At 49.4% G+C, this 16769-nt stretch carries 13 protein-coding genes and 1 pseudogene; 4 read left to right on the forward strand and 10 right to left on the reverse strand.

Annotated features, from left to right (window positions below; all coding sequences use genetic code 11):
* Position 1: 1 nt before the first annotated feature.
* Both ppsA and BFC17_RS07805 read left to right on the forward strand, forming a co-directional pair.
* Positions 2-2374 carry a phosphoenolpyruvate synthase gene (ppsA, locus tag BFC17_RS07800; protein ID WP_070175885.1) on the forward strand — a complete coding sequence of 791 codons (2373 nt, stop codon included), beginning with the start codon at positions 2-4 and terminating at the stop codon, positions 2372-2374.
* 100 nt (positions 2375-2474) lie between these two features.
* The gene (locus BFC17_RS07805; RefSeq protein WP_083271632.1) at positions 2475-3491 is read left to right on the forward strand and encodes a Solitary outer membrane autotransporter beta-barrel domain; all 1017 of its coding nucleotides are present in this window, start codon (positions 2475-2477) and stop codon (positions 3489-3491) included.
* A gap of 37 nt (positions 3492-3528) precedes the next feature.
* Here BFC17_RS07805 and BFC17_RS07810 read toward each other — a convergent pair whose 3' ends face one another.
* From BFC17_RS07810 to BFC17_RS07820, 3 genes are all read right to left on the reverse strand, one after another.
* The gene (locus tag BFC17_RS07810; RefSeq protein WP_070175886.1) at positions 3529-3762 is read right to left on the reverse strand and encodes a PGPGW domain-containing protein; all 234 of its coding nucleotides are present in this window, start codon (positions 3760-3762) and stop codon (positions 3529-3531) included.
* A 102-nt stretch (positions 3763-3864) separates the two neighbouring features.
* Positions 3865-5772, reverse strand: a complete 1908-nt coding sequence (locus tag BFC17_RS07815; RefSeq protein WP_070175887.1) for a putative bifunctional diguanylate cyclase/phosphodiesterase — start codon at positions 5770-5772, stop codon at positions 3865-3867.
* An 18-nt stretch (positions 5773-5790) separates the two neighbouring features.
* Positions 5791-6006 carry a YgaP family membrane protein gene (locus BFC17_RS07820; protein ID WP_070175888.1) on the reverse strand — a complete coding sequence of 72 codons (216 nt, stop codon included), beginning with the start codon at positions 6004-6006 and terminating at the stop codon, positions 5791-5793.
* Positions 6007-6247: 241 nt separating this feature from the next.
* On the opposite strand from BFC17_RS07820, the gene ydiJ reads away from it, so the two are divergent.
* On the forward strand, positions 6248-9283 hold the full coding sequence (gene ydiJ / locus BFC17_RS07825; protein ID WP_070175889.1) for a D-2-hydroxyglutarate dehydrogenase YdiJ: 3036 nt from the start codon (positions 6248-6250) through the stop codon (positions 9281-9283).
* Between the two features lie 5 nt (positions 9284-9288).
* Positions 9289-9702 (forward strand): DUF4826 family protein, encoded by a 414-nt coding sequence (locus BFC17_RS07830; RefSeq protein ID WP_070175890.1) that lies wholly within the window; start codon positions 9289-9291, stop codon positions 9700-9702.
* Between the two features lie 18 nt (positions 9703-9720).
* Here BFC17_RS07830 and BFC17_RS07835 read toward each other — a convergent pair whose 3' ends face one another.
* From BFC17_RS07835 to BFC17_RS07865, 7 genes and pseudogenes are all read right to left on the reverse strand, one after another.
* Positions 9721-10179 (reverse strand): GNAT family N-acetyltransferase, encoded by a 459-nt coding sequence (locus BFC17_RS07835; protein ID WP_070175891.1) that lies wholly within the window; start codon positions 10177-10179, stop codon positions 9721-9723.
* Positions 10180-10267: 88 nt separating this feature from the next.
* Entirely contained in the window at positions 10268-11383 is a 1116-nt protein-coding gene (locus tag BFC17_RS07840) for a cupin domain-containing protein (protein ID WP_070175892.1), read from the reverse strand.
* Positions 11384-11424: 41 nt separating this feature from the next.
* A complete protein-coding gene (locus BFC17_RS07845; RefSeq protein WP_070175893.1) occupies positions 11425-12642 on the reverse strand; it encodes an adenylate/guanylate cyclase domain-containing protein in 1218 nt (405 codons plus the stop codon).
* 45 nt (positions 12643-12687) lie between these two features.
* Positions 12688-14064, reverse strand: coding sequence for an adenylosuccinate lyase (purB, locus tag BFC17_RS07850; protein WP_070175894.1), 1377 nt, complete (start codon positions 14062-14064; stop codon positions 12688-12690).
* 14 nt (positions 14065-14078) lie between these two features.
* On the reverse strand, positions 14079-14705 hold the full coding sequence (hflD, locus tag BFC17_RS07855) for a high frequency lysogenization protein HflD (RefSeq protein ID WP_070175895.1): 627 nt from the start codon (positions 14703-14705) through the stop codon (positions 14079-14081).
* The gene (gene mnmA / locus BFC17_RS07860) at positions 14705-15820 is read right to left on the reverse strand and encodes a tRNA 2-thiouridine(34) synthase MnmA (RefSeq protein WP_139142025.1); all 1116 of its coding nucleotides are present in this window, start codon (positions 15818-15820) and stop codon (positions 14705-14707) included. Before mnmA ends, hflD begins: the two co-directional genes overlap by 1 nt.
* Positions 15821-16006: 186 nt before the next feature.
* Positions 16007-16534, reverse strand: a pseudogene (locus BFC17_RS07865) (rRNA large subunit pseudouridine synthase E); the annotation flags it as partial.
* Positions 16535-16769 lie beyond the last annotated feature (235 nt).

Genomic DNA, 16769 nt, shown 5'->3' on the forward strand with positions numbered 1-16769 from the left:
AGTGCAAGAGTACGTACTTTGGTATCAAGAGTTAGGCATGCACGATGTTAATCGTGTTGGCGGAAAAAATGCCTCGTTAGGTGAGATGATCTCAAACCTGGCGAACGCAGGTGTAAAAGTACCTGGAGGCTTTGCAACAACAGCCTATGCGTTTAATGAATTTTTAGAGCAAAGCGGACTTGAAGCTAGAATTCATGAAGTGTTGGACTCGTTAGACGTTGACGATGTTTCAGCACTGGCTGAAGCCGGTAAAAATATTCGCCAATGGATCATCGATACCCCTTTCCAGGGCAAACTCGAAGAAGAAATTCGCAGTGCGTTTGTAACTCTGCAAGGTAACGCAGGTGATGAAGCGTCGTTTGCCGTACGTTCTTCTGCCACCGCAGAAGATATGCCGGATGCGTCTTTTGCCGGTCAGCAGGAAACCTTCCTGAACGTGAAAGGTTATGACGCCGTTATTGTGGCAGTTAAGCACGTATTTGCTTCACTGTTTAACGACCGCGCTATCTCTTACCGTGTGCACCAGGGTTATGACCACAAGGGCGTAGCACTGTCTGCCGGTGTACAACGCATGGTTCGCAGTGACATTGCTTCTTCTGGCGTAATGTTCACCATCGATACCGAATCCGGTTTTGAAGACGTTGTGTTTGTAACCAGTTCATTTGGCTTAGGCGAAATGGTGGTGCAGGGCGCGGTTAACCCGGACGAATTTTACGTTCACAAGCCAACCCTGGATAACGGTAAGCCAGCCATTGTGCGCCGTAACCTGGGTAGCAAGCTAACCAAAATGATTTACTCTGCCGATCAGAGTCACGGTAACCAGGTAACTATCGTTGATATTGACCCGGCCGACAGCAAAACATTCTCGTTAACCGACGACGAAGTCATGGCACTGGCTAAACAGGCACAAATCATCGAAAAACACTACGACCGTCCAATGGACATCGAGTGGGCTAAAGATGGTGTGGATGGCGAACTGTACATCGTTCAGGCGCGTCCTGAAACCGTCCGCAGCCGTGAAGATGCACAAACCATCGAACGCTTCCAGCTGAAAGGCTCAGCGGGTATTGTGTGTGAAGGCCGCGCAATTGGTCACAAGATTGGTGCTGGTCAGGCTAAGGTACTGGCGTCAATTGAAGAAATGGACAAGATCCAGGCTGGTGACGTGCTGGTAACGGACATGACTGACCCGGATTGGGAACCTATCATGAAGAAAGCGTCTGCGATTGTAACCAATCGTGGCGGCCGTACCTGTCACGCGGCAATCATCGCCCGTGAACTGGGTATTCCGGCAGTAGTAGGCTGTGGTAACGCGACAGACTCTATTAGCACCGGTGACAAGATTACCGTATCGTGCGCCGAGGGTGATACCGGTTATATCTACAACCAGGAACTGGAATTCGATGTAACCACATCGCGCATCGATTCTATGCCTGAATCACCAACCAAAGTGATGATGAACGTGGGTAACCCGGATCGTGCATTCGACTTTGCCCGTTTACCACACAAGGGTGTTGGTCTGGCCCGTCTTGAGTTTATTATTAACCGCATGATTGGCGTGCACCCTAAAGCACTGCTGAACTTTGACACTCAGCCGGAAGAACTGAAAGAAGAAATCAGCGATATGATCGCCGGTTACGAATCACCGAAAGAGTTCTACATCCAGAAACTGGTTGAAGGTATTTCTACTATCGGTGCTGCGTTCTCGCCAGAAAAAGTGATTGTTCGTATGTCTGACTTTAAGTCTAACGAATACTTTAACTTAGTTGGCGGTTACCAGTACGAGCCGGACGAAGAAAACCCGATGCTGGGCTTCCGTGGTGCCAGCCGTTATGTGTCTGATGATTTCCGTGACTGTTTTGCGCTGGAATGCGAAGCCATTAAACGCGTACGTAACGTAATGGGCCTGACTAACGTTGAGATCATGATCCCGTTTGTAAGAACGCTGGAAGAAGGTCGCAAGGTTATCGAATTACTGGCTGAACAAGGTCTTAAGCAAGGCGAAAACGGTCTGCGCGTTATCATGATGTGCGAACTGCCGTCTAACGCACTGCTGGCCGATCAGTTCCTCGATATCTTCGACGGGTTCTCGATTGGTTCAAACGACATGACTCAGCTGGCGCTTGGTCTTGACCGTGACTCTGGTTTGATTGCGCATCTGTTTGACGAGCGTAACGAAGCAGTTAAAGCGTTACTGGCGATGGCGATTCAGGCTGCCAAGAAGCGTGGCAAGTACGTGGGTATCTGTGGACAAGGTCCATCAGATCACGAAGACTTCGCTGCCTGGTTAGTAGAGCAGGGCATTGATTCGGTTTCGCTTAACCCGGATACCGTGGTTGAAACCTGGTTATACCTGGCAGAAAAACTCGGTTAATTTAAGCCGTATACCATTTAGAAGGTCAGCCTCTGTGCTGGCCTTTTTTATTGGTGCTGTTATCGTTAAGTCAGAACAATGCTGAACAAGGGAAGGACTCATGGTACAGCGCAACCGAAGCGGGCTTGCCTATTCAGGCTTATTAATGACTTTGGGCTTTCATCTGGAGGCGACCGCCCAGGAATCGTCTTTTACTGATGAACTTAATCATATCGTGGCGGAATTTGTCGCTGAAAATACCGCGATGACGGTAGTGGTGGCGGATTCTTCGCTTATTTCTCTGGGCATCATGGACTTTGATCCCAACGCCTTTGCTGACTTTGGCGATTTTGACGTAGGTAATGAAGAGTCTTTTGCGCTGAGAAAATCACTGCGCTCTTATTCTTTACCCTGGTCATTCAAGCCTAAAAAAATCGCCAAAGGCTGGCTGAGCCATTATGCTGTGCGAGTGTCTTACGTTGGTTCGGAGCAGGATATCGTCTATGACAACCCCGACTTCATTAATACCTTTGATGAAGAATCGTATCTCCTTTACGGCGAGAAAGGCTGGGAGTATCAGCTGCGTAAGCAATGGACGCTGTCATTCGCTATGGGGGGGCAGTATCTTTACTACCACAATAGCTTTGATTATCAGGATCCAACCTTACTGCTGTTACGCGGCTTTTTTGATGGCCAGGTGTTAAACACGTCCTATCAGGCCTGGCTGGTCGACCCGGTGGTGAGCGCCACCTATCGGGGTCATCTTTTCGGTCAGCGTTTTGATTATAAAATTCAGTATCGCCATGCGTTGGGCAGAACCTTTGCTACTGACAATCACAATCAGCATACGCAAATCGAAACCGGCCGTTTTAGCAATACCCTGACGTTTCACTACGAAACGCCCAACGTGTTTGGTCGGCAGTCTCAGGTGAGAACACTGTTACGGCGAATTGATCTCACCGGTGATGCCACAGCGCCTATGGTCACCAGTCATTATTATCAGTTTGGCGTTGGCTGGCTGGTTGACACCAGCGGCCCTGACAGCTGGTTGGATAACCTTGGGATTGGTGTCTCACTCAACGCGGGCAGCAATTTAAGCGGTGGTACAGTGGTTATTTTGTTTAACGAAGAGATGTAACAAGCCAGCCCGGATGTTATGCCACCTATGAGCTGGTTTAACGGACCCGGGATTTACGCAGTCGTCTGAACAGTAATAAACGGTCCAGCTTGCGCGCGGAACTGGCCATTTGATTTTGAAAAAACTTTAACCAGGTACGGGCCCGGGGCCAGTCGTAACTCAGTAGCATCAGTCCGGCAATAACCAGCAGAATAGAGCCCGGCAGCAGGGTAAGAATGATCCCGCTGATAAACAGTAGTGCACCGAGGCTTAATCTAATGGTTTTTAACATTGCTTACGCAGTCCTGACAAAATTAATCGTATGCAGTTTAGTCAACTTTGCTGAAAATCCAACTCTATAAATGTAATAAATTATAACCGCAGGTTGTTGGATTTAGCCGGCGGCACTGTGCAAAGGGATGGCTTGGGTGAGTAATGGCGTTAACTGACTGGCCGCCATGGGTTTAGCAAATAAAAAGCCTTGTGCGGCTTTACAGCCCATTTCAACCAGCATTTGCACTTGTTCCTGCGTCTCAACACCTTCTGCCACCATGTGACAGCCGAAGGATTGCGACAGGGTTATGGCGGCCGCAATAATTGCCCGGTGACCATTATTGGTTGCCATGTCGTGAACAAAGATGCGGTCGATTTTGAGCACATTGACGCGGAGCTCCGACAAGTATGCCAGCGAGCTCATGCCGGTACCAAAATCGTCAATGGCAAGACTAACACCCAGTGACGCTATGCGCTCGAGCGCGGACTGGATGTAATCGATGTTAATGCAGGTTTCATTCTCAGTGAGCTCTATTTCAATAAAACGAGCTGGCAGGTCATGAGCTTCGAGTGAGTCCGAAATAAAATCCACCAGTCCCGGATCCAGCAGGTTGTAGGGCGACATATTAATCGCGATGGGCACCAGTATACCCTCACGATGCCATTTTTCGGCTTGTTCGAACGCGCGGGAAATAATATAGCGGCCAAACTCCTGCACTTTGCCCGAATGCTCAATTAAATCGATAAACTGGCCAGGCCCCAGCAGTCCGAGACGAGGATGCTGCCAGCGACACAGCGCTTCTACGCCGGTAATGGCGCCAGTAATTAAATCTACTTTGGGCTGATAAAACAAAATAATTTGCTGTTCTGCCAGGGCTTCGGTTAGTTCGGCTCGTAATTGCAGGATGTCTTTGTAATCGGCAATTTTGTTGTCCTGGTATACCTGCCAGCCACTGCGCATGGTCTTGGCCTGATGCATAGCGGTATCGGCACAAACAATCAGTCCCGCCGTATTTTCTGCCTGGCTGGGAAAATGCGATATGCCGATGCTGGCGCCACTGTTAACGGTAAGACCATTGATAATGATGGGGGAATTACAACTGCTAACGATCTCCACCGCCAGCGCTTTGGCGTCATCAACATTCCAAGAGGGAGCCCAGATTATAAATTCATCACCGCCGGTGCGAATAAGTTCCGCGGGGGCGTTAATCAGTCTGGCCAATCGTTCGGCAATTTCTTTAAGCAGAATGTCGCCGGCGGAATAGCCAAAGGAGTCATTCACTTCTTTAAATTTATCCAGATCGATAACCAGCAAGCAGCCTTCGCTGACCGCGTTAGTTTTGGGATCGGCGGTTAATGCGTTTTCCAGCAGCTCTATCAGGTGTAAACGGTTAGGTAAGCCTGTCAGGGAATCGTGGGTGGCGATATAAGCCAGGGTTTCGTTAATTTCTTTAGCACGTTTGGCAATAAGTGCCGCCAGGGTCAGGGCCAGCCACACGGCTATCCAGAAAACAATCACCGAGGTAATCAACAGGCGCTTGCCCACAAAGGCAAGGATATCGTCCAGTGCGGTTGTTTTTTGCACGTAGAGTATGACGTAATCACCAGAGTGGATTCGTTGCCACAAATAGCGATTACCGGCGAATGCGTATGGTTCGGCGTTATCCGGTAATCCTGCCAGATGCTCTGTTAATGCGTCTATGGTTTGTTCTTCCAGGCCGGCATTAGCCAGCCACCGACGGTCAGCTGAGGTGACCAGAATAAACCCCGGGGTGGGTTCTGCCGCTCGAATAACAAGGTCAATGGTATCTTTGAGTTTCTGTTCTGAGATTAGATGGCTTATCTCCTGATTAATCAGGTTTAATGAATTCGCCATGGCTTTTAATTCTGACCGCACAGAAATATCCGCGGTTAAACGGTAAGACACGGTTACGTAAATGGCAGACACCAGCAATGACACACCCAGACAAGCCCAGATGAGGCGGGCTTTTATGGATCTATCTTGTTTTACTTTAGCTATTTGCTGCATTGGGTTAGTGGGTCAGCCTCAGGCTTTACGGGTATTGATTCCAGCAAGATGATACACGGGACACCAGCCTGAAACCAATGAAATAAGGTTTAACAAGCCAAAGATGCCTAGCAAAATTTCGATAAATGCATCGTCGATCAGATCGCCATTGAACAGGACAAAAGCCATTACACAAATGCCAATTACGCCACGCACTAAACGGACTGCCGTGCTCAGGTTTGATTTAATCGCCATAACAAGTTTCCTACTACTTTTTGTAAGTATAGCGGTTTGTTTAAATGACTATAGCTATTTTGTTAGTCGTCATTTTTTGCGCGTTGCTAAATTGGCTTAAATACGCACGTTTATAATCCAAATCTCGCCCCACAACGGTATATATAAGCACCGTTGGAGATAAAAAATCCCACACTAACAGTGGAGACAGATCGCCAGCCTAGGTATACTTGTCCGCCTATTCACGAGTGAGAGTCTAGCCTTGAATTTACCCGTAGTACCTGTCGAATCGACCCTTTCAGAAGATTACCGAGCCTATATCGGGCAACTGGAGAAATCCGCTTTCTCTGGTGATATTGAGTACAGCTATGGCAGTCGCCTTGCCGTGGCAACCGATAACTCGGTGTATCAAAAGTTACCCCAGGCGGTAGTCCACCCAAAAGGGATCAGTGATTTACAGATAATTGGTGAGTTGGCTAACCAGCATCCCACGGTTAAATTTAGCGCACGTGGCGGCGGTACCGGCACCAATGGTCAAAGTCTGACCGATGGTATTGTGGTGGATATGTCCCGGCATATGAACAAAATCCTGGAAATAAACCCGCAGGAAGGCTGGGTCAGGGTGCAGTCCGGGGTGGTTAAAGATGCATTGAATGATGCGCTGCGCCCCCATGGTTATTTCTTCTCGCCGGATTTATCTACCAGTAACCGTGCCACTATGGGCGGCATGATTAGTACTGATGCATCGGGGCAGGGCTCGCTCGTCTACGGTAAAACCAGTGATCACGTGCTAGGCCTTACCTCTGTACTTGCCAACGGTGAAATTTTGCAAACCACACCGCTTACAGTGGCACAAGCCGAAGAAAAAGCCGCCCGCAGCGATACCTATGGCCGTATTCTGCGCCAGGTATTAAACACGTGTCGGGGTAAGCGACAGGATATTCTGGCGAAATTCCCGCGCATGAACCGCTTTTTAACCGGTTATGACCTTGAGCATGCCTATGACGAAGAGAAGCAGCTTATTGATGTAAGCCGTTTAATTACCGGCTCAGAAGGCTCACTGGTATTTGTTGCCGAAGCAAAACTCTCACTGACAAAAATTTCTAACCATACCGCGCTGGTCAATATCAAATACGATTCCTTTGAATCGGCGTTAAGACACGCACCAAGAATGATTGCGGCGCAGGCAACGTCGGTCGAAACCGTTGACAGTAAGGTATTAAACCTTGCCCGCACCGATATTATCTGGCATTCCATCGCCAACCTGATTGAAGACGTGCCGGGCAAGGAAATGCTTGGCCTTAACATGGTTGAGTACAACAGCAACGACCTGGATGAAATTAAGCAGCGCATTGACCGCCTGGAAGAAGAATTAACCGCCGCTGCGCAAAGCGGTGAGTACGGCGTTATTGGCTACCAGTTAACTTACGACCGTGCTGATATCAATAAGATATACGCCATGCGCAAAAAGTCGGTGGGGTTATTGGGCAATACCAAAGGCAGTCAGAAGCCTATTGCCTTTGCCGAAGACACCGGTGTGCCACCAGAAAATCTGGCAGATTTTATTCTTGAATTCAGAGCCCTGTTAGATGGGCACGGTTTACAGTATGGCATGTTTGGCCACGTCGACGCCGGTGTGTTACACGTACGGCCAGCGCTGGATTTATGCGACGTTGAGCAGGAAAAGCTGATGCATCAGATTTCTGATGAAGTCGTCGCTCTGGTAGCCAAATATGGTGGCCTGATGTGGGGTGAACACGGTAAGGGCTACCGTAGTGAATACGGCCCGGCTTTCTTTGGTGAAGAGCTGTTTAACGAATTACGCCGTATTAAAGGCGCGTTTGACCCGGCCAATAAAATGAATCCGGGCAAGATATGTACGCCCATCGACAGCGATGATGAACTGGTAAAAGTAAGTGATACTAAACGCGCTACCTACGACCGGACGATTCCGGTAACGTTTAAAGACAGCTTTAAACCAGCGATGGACTGTAACGGTAACGGCTTGTGTTTTAATTACGACACTACATCCCCGATGTGTCCTTCCAGCAAGATCACCCGTGACCGACGCCACAGCCCGAAAGGCCGCGCAGGCCTTATCCGCGAATGGTTACGTTTACTGGCCAGCCAGGGGGTGGATCAGCAGGCTCTGATGGCTGGAAAATACAAAGCCAGCTGGTTTACCCGGTGGAAGAACAGCCGTAACAAGGATGAAGATTTCTCTCACGAGGTACTCGAAGCGATGAACGGCTGTCTGGCCTGTAAGTCGTGTAGCAGTCAGTGTCCGGTGAAGGTCGATGTACCCGAGTTTCGTGCGAAGTTCCTGAATGTTTATTATCAGCGCTATCTGCGGCCGTTAAAGCATCATCTGGTGGCTAATGTTGAAACCTTAACGCCGCTGATGGCGAAGCTACCAAAACTGTCCAACCTGTTAACCGGTAATGCGCTGGCTGGCTCGGTGCTCAAAAATGTGGCCGGCTATGTTGATGCGCCACTATTGTCGGTGCCCACACTGGCAGAGCAGTCCCGGGATGTTATGCAGTCTTTCGATTTAGCCACACTGGCACAGGTGCCGGAACAAGAACGTGATAATTATGTGCTGATCGTGCAGGATCCTTTCACCAGCTATTATGACGCTCGGGTCGTTGCCGATTTTGGCAGGCTGGTTAGTGCGCTGGGTAAAATTCCGGTGCTGCTGCCGTTTAAACCTAATGGTAAGCCTATCCATGTGGCCGGTTTCCTGGATAAATTTGCCAAGACCGCCACCGATACGGCGGCGTTTTTAAACCAGGTTGCCGCGCTTAATATGCCAATGGTTGGGGTCGATACGCCGCTAGTCCTGTGTTATCGCGATGAGTATAAAGCCATCGGCGACGCCCGTGGTGACTTTATCGTTCATACCGTGCACGAATGGCTTGCGACGCTGGCCGATAGTTGCTGGCAATCGGCGGCGTCGGCTGAAAATACGCCCATGGCATTGTTTGCTCACTGTACCGAAAAAACTGCGTTACCGAAAACAGAGCAAACCTGGCAGGCATTATTTGCTAAAGTGGGCCAGCCGATTGATATCGTTAAGGTGGGCTGCTGCGGTATGGCAGGTAACTATGGGCACGAAGCCAGCAACAAAGAAAACTCGCTGGGTATTTATGCCCTGAGCTGGGAACAGGCAGTGTCTCGCTACGCACCGTCACAAATCATGGCAACCGGTTACTCCTGTCGCAGTCAGGTGGGCCGTGTAGAACAATTTAAACCTAAGCATCCATTGCAGGTGCTGTTACAGCGTATAACCAGAAGATAATAACAATGACAGAAAAATTAGAACCGTTAACCGAAGAACAAATTCAAAACTGGGCCAGAGAGCAATTCCAGAAGGCTAATCAGTTTTTGGCTCAGGAAGGGGTGTTATTTGACAGCGTGGATACAGAGAAATCCCGTTATTTACCGCCTCTGGTTGCCATTTGGAAAATTAAAGCGCTGGATAGCAAGGTTTACTGGGTGTTGACCGGTGATTTACCCACTGACTTTATGCTTGCCAGTGTGGCTGATGATGCCCGCAGCGCGTTAAAGCATTTTTCTATGAGTTGGCAAATTAAGGCCGAAAACCTGGTACAGAACAACGCCAGCAACGATGAAAGCCAGACCGCTTATGCCAAATTACTGGCAGACCGGGCTGAGCGTATCTATTTGCTGCAAGAGCGTGCTGAACTCTGGAAATAAGCTGCTTCCAGATGTGCGTCAGTGAATGTGACGCACGTCCGGATAGCTGAAGTTCTGGCGCTGGCAAACCATTTTCTGCATGGCGATGCCAGCTTCCATAAACACCGGACCTACCGGCTGAAACCCTTTTTCACGATGATAGTCGACGCTGCCAAGCTCTGATTGCAGGTGAATTTTGTCGATATTATGCATATCGGCAAGTCTAAGCAAAGCGGCAAACAGGGTTTTGTAGACAGTGAGATTGCGATGGCTGGGGAGTACGGCAATACGGCCGATTTCGCCACCACGGGTAAGACGACCAGTGGCAACAGGGGTATTGTCTTCGCTGAAAAGCAGCACATGGACAGCCTTACTATCACGCTTATCAAACTCGGTCGACTCCGGGAGCCGCCATTCTAAAACGTAAACTGCCTTTCTCAGCGTTTTTAACTGCTCAGAGGCGTCCTGCCAGAGAACCGGTTGTACTTTATATTCCATACATGCCCTCGACGATTGAAATACTGACCTTGTTTACTAACCCAGTCAGCGGTCTACCCTGAAGTACAACTACAGCCTGCAATCACAATTAATCAGGCGCAACTTCCCAATAACCCATGCGGACAAGTTTAGTAAACGTACAAAAAATATCCAACTCATCTTCGCTATTTGCCATATCTGTGCGGTCAACGACAAGTTTGTTGGTAAGGGTAAGCATGCTTTCGAAGTTAACCGGGTTAAAGGTAACCACTTCACCATTAATATAAAGCTGGTCCGGCGTATGCCGGTTTAACAACGGTCGGCATCCTGCGGCTCTGTAAATAAGTCCCTGATTATCCAGAATATCCCGCAATATATCAGAGGTAATTTCGTCGTCGCCCAGAGGCTCCAAACCCTGTTCACTTAATAAGGTCAGTAAAGTTTGCTCAAAGCCCGGGGCGTCGATGGCCTCGTGCAACATCGCTTTAAGTGCTTTCAATTGCTCGTCGGAGACCTCGCTGGCCTGTTGTGTCGCTAACAGACCCGCATCCGTATAGCGCCTGGATGGGGTGTGACGGGTTTGCAGATATTCAGCCAGATAACTGGCTAGCTGGGTTTGATCCGGGGCTCTGAAGCCAACCGAATAGGTCAGGCTTTCCTCAACTGCGACACCATCATGAGCCCAGCCAGGGGGAATATATAAAATATCACCAGGGTTTAATTCGCAGTCTATCAGTGGCTCAAAGCCTTCTACCTGACATAATCCGGCTGTGGGCTGAATCGCCGTTAAGCCGTCAGGGTGGCCCACGCGCCAGCGGCGTTTTCCCTTGCCCTGTAGCAAAAATACGTCGTACTGGTCTGTATGAGGGCCAACGCCAGCCCCCGGAACTGCAAAACTGATCATCAGGTCATCAACGCGCCAGTTAGGTATAAAGTTAAACTGCGCCATCAGGTTGCTGGCTTCCTCTATATATTTATCCACGCCCTGAACCAGCAGCGTCCAGTGGCCCTGACAGGCTGAAAATTCCGTAAACGGGCCTTGCTGGATAGTCCAGTCATCGCCCTGTTTACTGATGATTCGACTGTCAAAGTCGGGCTCCATCGCGAGTCCGGCAAGTTCGTGTTCGTCCAGCAGGTCGGTGAAATCTGGTATGGCGTTGCGTAACACACAGGGCTTTTGCTGCCAGTGGTCGCTAAGAAAGGAGGCAATGTTAAAGTTAAGCACGTTTTTTCTGGTTAAGAATTTTTACCTATTATCCTCCTCTTTTAGCGGGTTTCAAATGAAAAGCGCTGGATTTTTCGTTGGCCGGACAGTTCAAAATAATGGGTTAGATCAGGATGTTTAGCGCTGTTCAGCGCACGCTGACTGGCAACGAAGCCCTCAGGCAGCAGGGATGCGGTTAGCGGACAAACCGAGATTTTGCCAGTGGCAGAAACCTGCTCTAAATAGGCGGCCCTGTTAACGGTATCGCCCCAGATATCAAAGTAAGGGCGGTTTTTGCCAATGATACCGGCTGTTACCCTGCCGGTTGCGATACCAATACGGACAGTGCAAGGCAGGTCATGCGCTTTGCTAAAGCGGCGAATAATACCATGGAGTGCACAGGCAAACTGATACAGCGTGGTGCAATAGTGTTGGTTTGACTGAGCTTGTAATCCACTTACTGCAATATACTGATCGCCATTGGTTTTTATTTTTTGCACCGGATAATGCTCGGTAAGTTTGTCGATGGCGGCATAAAGCGACGCCAGGGCACTAACCGTTTGGGCATCACCAAACTGGCGGTTCAGGGCGGTGTAGCCATGTAAATCAGCAAAAAGCACGCTGACCTGACTGAAGCAGCGGGTGGTGCCTGGCTGCCAGTATTCATTGGGGCGTTCGGGGTTAGGGGGGAGTAACTGATTAAGTGTTTGCAGAGATTGCAGATGCGCGCCTTTTAATCCGCTCCAACGCTGAAGCGCCTGACGCCTGAGCAAAAAGTAGATGCCTACACTCAGTGCACCAAGGGTCAGGTCATTGGAAAGTTGCAGTAAACCGAAGGGCGTGTGGGGTTGATAATGACTCACACTAAACAGACAAAAAAGGAAAATAGCGCCGCTAAGAATAATCATCTGATTGAGTTTTTCGTTGCGGGTAAAAACAAAGCCGGCAATCACCACCGCCAGCAGATAGAAGTAGTGGGTGTTAGACAATCCGGGCCACAGCAATAATACCCATGTCAGGTAGCTGTAGTAAAAAGCAAACAACAATACTTTAAACTGATTCAGTGGGAGCCGGTGCTGGCCAATAACCAGAAGTAACAGGCCGGCTGTATGTAATAACCAGTTTATACTTTGCGCCGAAAACAGGCTGGCAAAATACCACAAGGCGGGCAGTTGCAGCAGCAGGGCAAAGAAGAACACCTGCAAGGTCAGTTTCAGGGTTGTTCTGACTTGCGTTATGGTTTGCTGCGAAGGCGGCAGGGTGGTGGTGAGAATGGGCATGCTTGGCAACTCCTGTCATTAGGCGTTGCCAAGCGTAGCAAAGGCTTATTCGCCCAGTAACTGATCTACCAGACGGATTGCATCGCCAATATAAGCCTGTGGCGACAGCTGTTTAAGCTGTGCTTTAGCTTCTTCCGGCATTTCCAGATTATCGATAAATTCAGCGATAACCTGTGCGTTAACCTTTTTACCACGAGTCAGCTCTTTAAGCTTTTCGTAAGGTTTTTCAATGCCGTAACGACGCATTACGGTTTGAATTGGTTCGGCCAGCAGTTCCCAGTTGTTGTCCAGCTCGGTTAGCAGGCTTTGCTCGTTTACTTCCAGTTTGCTAATGCCTTTCAGGGTCGCCTGATAAGCGATTACCGCATAACCAACACCCACACCCAGGTTACGCAGCACCGTTGAATCGGTCAGGTCACGCTGCCAGCGTGATACCGGTAGTTTAGCGGCCAGGTGATCAAAGATGGCGTTAGCGATGCCTAAGTTACCTTCTGAATTTTCGAAGTCGATAGGGTTAACTTTGTGCGGCATGGTAGAAGAACCAATTTCGCCGGCAATGGTTTTTTGCTTAAAGTGACCAAGCGCAATATAACCCCAAACGTCACGGTCGAAATCGAGCAGGATGGTATTGAAACGCGCAATAGCATCAAACAGTTCGGCAATGTAATCATGGGGTTCGATCTGCGTGGTAAACGCATTCCAGGTGATGCCCAGGCTGGTTACAAACTCTTCAGAAATACCATGCCAGTCCAACTCAGGATAGGCAGAAAGGTGAGCATTGTAGTTACCTACCGCACCGTTAATTTTACCCAGCAGGCTGACGGCGGCAATCTGGTCGCGCTGACGCTGCAAGCGCACCGCTACGTTAGCCATTTCTTTGCCCATAGTGGTTGGTGATGCCGGCTGACCGTGGGTTCGCGCCATCATTGGAATGCTGCGGTATTCGCGAGCCAGGCCTTTAAGGGCGTCGATTAACTGATCGCAGTAAGGCAGGATAACCGCTTCGCGAGCTTCACGGCACATCAGAGCATGAGACAGGTTATTAATGTCTTCTGAGGTACAGGCAAAATGAATAAATTCACTGATAGCGTTTAATTCGCTATTGTCGGCAACTTTTTCTTTTAAGAAATACTCAACCGCTTTTACATCGTGGTTAGTGGTACGTTCGATTTCTTTGATGCGACGGGCATCATCTACCGAAAAATCAGCCACAATGCTGTCCAGCAGGGCGTTTGATTGAGTAGAGAAGGCAGGAACTTCCGTAATTCCGTCCAGTTCAGACAGCTTTTGTAACCATCTGACTTCAACTTCTACCCGGTATTTAAGCAGGCCGTACTCACTAAAAATAGACCGTAACTCGCCAGTTTTAGAGGCATACCGACCATCGACCGGAGAAATTGCCGTTAATTGGGATAGTTCCACCTTGTGCTCCTCAATTAGTTCATTAATCTCAGTGCCTGTTGGGCACTGCGTAGAATAGTTTTGCGTTTAAATAAAATCTGGCGACGCTGGCCGCCTAATTGCCGCCATAGCACCGCTGCGCGCACACCAGCCAGCAGCAGGGCTCTTACCCGGTGCTGATTTAACGGCTGGCTCAGACAGCTGGGGTTACCGGCAATCTGGATTTTCGGGGCCAACGGACTAATTACATCCGAATATATGCTCGCCAGAGACGATAAAATCTGTGGGCTTTCAAAATCCATGTGCGCCAGCTGGCGCTGAACATGGGAGATGCGCTCGCCCAATTCGTTCATGGCTTTTTTGTTGCGCGAAAGCTTTCGCTCAAGTCCCAGAACACTAGCGACATAGCGGGTAATCTCGGTGTCTTTTTTAGAGTTGTGATCGCCAAGTTGCGCGACGATAACCTGAAAACCGGTTTTGAGGTTTTCTAACTGACCAAACACTTGTTGCGTGGTGTCTGAGTCGGTAACCAGAATGCTCGACAAGCTGGCTTCAACGGCTTGTTTGTCGGCCTCGCCGGTACGGGCAATGGATTGCACCAGCTGGGCTGCCTGACACACGCCAGCCAGTCCTAATTGCTTTTCAATCGCTGTATCTAACATTAGCGTAAGTAACTCTCAATAATCCCGCCGCCCAGGCAAACTTCGTCCTGATAAAATACCGCAGACTGCCCCGGCGTTACTGCTTTTTGCGGTGTATCGAATGTCACTTTGACTTCGCCGCCTTCCAATGGGGTTACGGTACAAGGAATGTCCTGCTGACGATAACGGGTTTTAACGGCTGCGCGGAATGGCTCGGTGGGCATGGTACGGTTAACCCAGTGCAACTGTTTGGCAATCAGGCCGTCTGAATACAGGCGAGGGTGGTCGGCTCCCTGACCCACGATAAGCACATTGCGCTCAACGTCTTTATCTACTACGTACCAGGGATCATCGCCGTATTTTGCCAGACCGCCGATGTGCAGTCCTTTACGCTGACCAAGGGTATGGTACATAAGGCCTTCATGCTTACCGATTTCTTCGCCTTCGGCGGTTTCGATAATGCCCGGTTGGGCAGGCAGATACTGGCTTAAAAAGTCTTTAAACTTACGTTCACCAATAAAACAAATACCGGTGCTGTCTTTTTTGTCAGCAGTGACCAGGCCTTGCTGTTCAGCTATTTCACGTACCCGTGGTTTTTCAATATCACCCACCGGGAACAGCGTTTTTGCTACGTGCTCTTCGCCCAGGGTGTAGAGGAAATAGCTCTGGTCTTTGTTGTTGTCCAGTCCACGCAGCATTTGCCAGTGTCCGTCAACTTCGCGGCGGCGCACATAATGGCCGGTAGCAATGTAGTCCGCGCCTAAATCTTCGGCAGCGTATTCAAGGAAGGCTTTAAATTTGATTTCCTTGTTGCACATGATATCCGGGTTTGGCGTGCGGCCTGCTTTATATTCGGCCAGGAAATACTCAAACACGTTGTCCCAGTATTCGGCCGCAAAATTAATGGTATGCAGATAGATGCCCAGCTTATCAGCAACGGCCTGAGCGTCGGCCAAATCTTCGGCTGCGGCACAGTATTCGTCGTTGTCGTCTTCTTCCCAGTTTTTCATAAACAGGCCTTCTACTTCATACCCTTGTTGCAAAAGCAAATAGGCTGAAACCGAAGAATCCACACCACCGGACATGCCGACGATGACTTTTTGTTTAGTTGGGGACTGTTCAGCGCGCTGAGACATTAGTTTATCGTGCACTCTCATGTTATTTACGGGGCGCGGAGTGTACCAGAAAATGCACGTTTTGGCACCTTTTTAACGGCCATTTTTAGCCCGCCATTGTGGTTTTTTGCGGTGGCTCGGCTTTGCTGGGCGGGCTGGTCGCGACCTGTTTTTTGATGGCGTTTTAAGCGGTGGCCCAGCTAATTCGACATAGTCGCCGTTAGCGATACCGTCCAGCGTCCAGTTTCCCACCCGGTAGCGAATAAGGCGCAGGGTAGGAAAGCCAACGTGGGCCGTCATGCGTCTGACCTGGCGATTGCGGCCCTCGGTAATCGTAATAGCCAGCCAGGTTGTAGGGATACTGGCGCGTTCCCGGATAGGCGGGTTTCTTGGCCACACCGCGGGTTCGTCTATGCGCTCAACCCCGGCCGGTAAGGTCATACCGTCTTTTAATTCAACACCGTTGCGCAGCGCTTGCATTGCGCTTTCGTCAACATCGCCTTCTACCTGCACCCAATAGGTTTTGCTGGTTTTTGCCGAGGGGTGGGCCAGTTTATGTTGCAGAGCGCCATTGTTGGTTAATACCAGCAGTCCTTCGGAATCCCGGTCGAGTCTGCCCGCAGCGTAAACATCGGGGAGTGGGATATAGTCTTTCAGGGTTTGTCGGCCGTCTGCATCAGTAAACTGAGACAGCACCATGTAAGGTTTGTTAAACAGGATTATGGTTGAGTTCATAGCTCGCGTGTGGGCAATTTGACAACAGAAAATAGTTTATCAAAGTTGTTATATAAACACAGACAAAAGCTCGGTGTGGCGATTAATTAGACACTTCGGTGGATATTTATCCGCAAAAACTAGTTAATTAACCGATTTTATGTAATTAAGACAAAGGTATGACTTGTAACTGCTTCGCATGACCCTATACTAAAGCACTTACGATTTTCGCACATTACATGGCTATCGTTAACCT

It is taken from the genome of Marisediminitalea lipolytica, assembly GCF_001758465.1.
GTDB lineage: Bacteria > Pseudomonadota > Gammaproteobacteria > Enterobacterales > Alteromonadaceae > Alteromonas > Alteromonas lipolytica.

Coding starts and splice junctions, on each gene's coding strand:
- BFC17_RS07810 (WP_070175886.1), bottom strand. CDS start 3,762: ATGTTAAAAACCATTAGATTAAGCCTCGGTGCACTACTGTTTATCAGC.
- mnmA (WP_139142025.1), bottom strand. CDS start 15,820: ATGTCTCAGCGCGCTGAACAGTCCCCAACTAAACAAAAAGTCATCGTC.
- BFC17_RS07815 (WP_070175887.1), bottom strand. CDS start 5,772: ATGCAGCAAATAGCTAAAGTAAAACAAGATAGATCCATAAAAGCCCGC.
- BFC17_RS07830 (WP_070175890.1), top strand. CDS start 9,289: ATGACAGAAAAATTAGAACCGTTAACCGAAGAACAAATTCAAAACTGG.
- BFC17_RS07835 (WP_070175891.1), bottom strand. CDS start 10,179: ATGGAATATAAAGTACAACCGGTTCTCTGGCAGGACGCCTCTGAGCAG.
- hflD (WP_070175895.1), bottom strand. CDS start 14,705: ATGTTAGATACAGCGATTGAAAAGCAATTAGGACTGGCTGGCGTGTGT.
- BFC17_RS07845 (WP_070175893.1), bottom strand. CDS start 12,642: ATGCCCATTCTCACCACCACCCTGCCGCCTTCGCAGCAAACCATAACG.
- BFC17_RS07805 (WP_083271632.1), top strand. CDS start 2,475: ATGGTACAGCGCAACCGAAGCGGGCTTGCCTATTCAGGCTTATTAATG.
- BFC17_RS07820 (WP_070175888.1), bottom strand. CDS start 6,006: ATGGCGATTAAATCAAACCTGAGCACGGCAGTCCGTTTAGTGCGTGGC.